This window comes from Yoonia sp. (genome assembly GCF_017854415.1).
Taxonomy (GTDB): Bacteria; Pseudomonadota; Alphaproteobacteria; order Rhodobacterales; family Rhodobacteraceae; genus Yoonia.
In genome coordinates this window covers 1-2,773 of sequence record NZ_JAFMHR010000219.1, presented here as the reverse complement: position 1 = coordinate 2,773, position 2,773 = coordinate 1, and the positions used below count along the sequence as shown (strand labels likewise).

Genomic DNA, 2,773 nt, shown 5'->3' with positions numbered 1-2,773 from the left:
GCTCCTAAAGATGAGATTATCACCAGCCTAGAGCGGAAAATTAAAATGGTATACTAAATTTTGCTTGAGTGCGGCGGCAAGCGGGCGCAAGATGATCGCAACAAGGGGAGGGCCAGCGGTTGGAGCGTGACACATCAAACGTCAGTCTTGCGCGACGGGCGTATGCGATCCGGCGCAACGCGCTGTTGATGGGCGAAGTGCAAGGGCAAGGCTACATCGGTCAGGCCTTGGGCGCTGCTGACCTATTGGCGGTTTCCTACTTTCATGCGCTGAATTACCGCGCCGATGATCCTGAATGGGAAGGCCGCGACAGGTTTTTGTTGTCAATTGGGCACTACGCCATCGCACTTTATGCGGCGATGATCGAAGCAGGAATTCTGCCCGACGCCGAGATCGAAACCTATGGCATGGACGACAGCCGGATGCCGATGTCGGGCATGGCGGCTTATACGCCGGGGATGGAAATCACTGGTGGATCGTTGGGGCACGGCCTTGGAATTGCCGTGGGGATGGCGCTGGGGCTGAAGCGTAAGAATAACCCTGCGTTTGTCTACAACATGATGTCGGACGGTGAATTGGGTGAAGGCTCCACATGGGAGGCCGTGATGTCGGGCGTGCAATGGAAGCTTGATAACCTGATCGCCATTGTCGATTTCAACGATCAACAGGCCGACGGCAAAACCACCGATGCACTGGCGCAAGTGCCAGAGGCGGGCCGATGGGAAGGCTTTGGCTGGTTCGCGCAAGAGATTGATGGCAACGATATGGACGCGCTTGTGGCGGCGTTTGATGCCGCGCGTGCGCATCCGGACCCCGTGCCGCGTGTGATCATTTGCCAGACCAGGATGTGCAAAGGTGTGCCATTCTTGGAGGACCGTGAGATCACGCATTTCGTGCGTGTGGAACCCGACGAATGGGCGCGTGCCTTGACGATATTGGACGAGGATCGACCCGATGATTGATGCAAGCCTGTCTCGCCGCAAATCGAAATACACACCGCGCACGGTGCCCGTTTCCGAGGATGGATCGAAGCTGACGACCTCGGCAATGATTGCATCGTTGGACGCAGAGGGGCGCGAAACTGTCGCCGCTCCGTTTGGTCATGCGCTGGTTGATCTGGCTAAAACCCGCGATGATATCGTCGGACTGACGGCGGATTTGTCCAAATACACAGACCTGCATATCTTCGCCAAAGCCTATCCTGATAGGTTCTATCAGATGGGCATGGCCGAACAGGTGATGATCTCGGCAGCCGCAGGATTGGCGCGCGAAGGCTTCACGCCATTCGCGACGACCTATGCGGTTTTTGCCTCTCGCCGCGCCTATGATTTCATTTGCATGGCGATTGCCGAAGAGAATTTGCCAGTGAAGATCGTCTGCGCCTTACCCGGTTTGACGACAGGATACGGGCCGAGCCATCAGGCGACGGATGACATCGCGATCATGCGCGCGATGCCGAACTTGACTGTGCTTGATCCTTGCGACGCGACTGAAATTGATCAAGCCACCCGCGTCATCGCCGATCATCCGGGTCCGGTTTATATGCGTCTTTTGCGCGGCAATGTTCCTGATGTGCTGGGCGAGTATGGCTATAAATTCAAGCTGGGCAAAGCGCAGATGATCCGTGACGGACGCGATGTTTTATTCGTGTCTTCCGGTTTCATGACGATGCGCGTGTTGGACGCGGCCAAGCGATTGCGGGCCGATGGGGTTGATTGCGCTGTGTTGCATGTGCCAACGATTAAGCCGTTGGATGTGGAAACGATTGCAGCCGAAGCGGCGAAGGGTGGGCGCCTTGTGGTCACAGCTGAAAACCATTCTATCACAGGTGGTTTGGGCGAGGCCGTTGGCGCAGCACTGATGCGGGCGGGCGTACACGTGCCGTTCCGCCAGATCGCGTTGCCCGATGCGTTCTTGGATGCGGGGGCGTTGCCGACATTGCACGATCAATATGGGATTTCGGTGGATGCTGTTACGGCGTCGGTGAAAGCGTGGCTTTGATATGAAACTTTTAAACGGCAAAACGGCGATCATCACAGGCGGCGCAAGTCCGCGTGGTTTGGGTAAGGCTACAGCGGTGATGTTTGCCGAACACGGGTGCCGTGTGGCGATTTTGGACCTCGATTTGGATGCGGCGGGCCAAGCGGCGGCGGACTTGCCGGGCGAGGGTCATGTGGGTCGTGCGTGTGATGTGACCAACAAGCAGTCCTGCGAAACCATCGCCGCTGACTTGATCTCGGCGTTTGGGAAGGTCGACATTCTGGTGAATATTGCAGGCATAACCCAGCCGTTGAAATTTATGGAGATCGCACCGCAGAACTACGACGATGTGCTGGATGTGAACCTGCGTGGCACACTCTATATGTCGCAAGCCCTTCTCCCGCACATGCGCGAACATAAGGCGGGCAGCATCGTGAACATGTCGTCAGTTTCCGCGCAACGGGGCGGGGGCATTTTCGGCGGACCGCATTATTCAGCGGCCAAGGCGGGCATCTTGGGGCTGACCAAAGCTATGGCGCGGGAAGTAGCGCCTGACGGCATCCGCGCGAACGCGATTTGCCCGGGGTTCATCGCGACCGACATCACCGCAGGCAAGTTGACCGACGAGATGCGCGCACAAGTTCTGGACGGCATTCCGATGGGTCGCGCTGGCACGGCGCAGGACGTGGCGGGATGCTGTTTGTTCTTAGCGTCCGATTTATCGTCCTATGTGACGGGATCAGAGGTCGACGTGAACGGCGGATCTTTAATCCACTAACCTCAGTCGGCCGAC

General features: G+C 57.4%; 3 protein-coding genes. All 3 read left to right on the top strand.

Translation table 11 applies throughout. From position 1 onward, the window contains the following. The first annotated feature begins 119 nt into the window (after positions 1-119). Genes QZ197_RS15690 through QZ197_RS15680 form a run of 3 tightly spaced genes read left to right on the top strand, consistent with a single transcriptional unit; the run spans position 120 to position 2,758 of the window. Positions 120-962 (top strand): transketolase, encoded by an 843-nt coding sequence (locus tag QZ197_RS15690; protein ID WP_296433147.1) that lies wholly within the window; start codon positions 120-122, stop codon positions 960-962. Beyond that, positions 955-2,001, top strand: coding sequence for a transketolase family protein (locus QZ197_RS15685; protein ID WP_296433144.1), 1,047 nt, complete (start codon positions 955-957; stop codon positions 1,999-2,001). The genes QZ197_RS15690 and QZ197_RS15685 overlap by 8 nt, the downstream gene beginning before the upstream one ends. A gap of 1 nt (position 2,002) precedes the next feature. Continuing rightward, on the top strand, positions 2,003-2,758 hold the full coding sequence (locus tag QZ197_RS15680) for an SDR family NAD(P)-dependent oxidoreductase (protein WP_296433142.1): 756 nt from the start codon (positions 2,003-2,005) through the stop codon (positions 2,756-2,758). Positions 2,759-2,773: the final 15 nt, after the last annotated feature.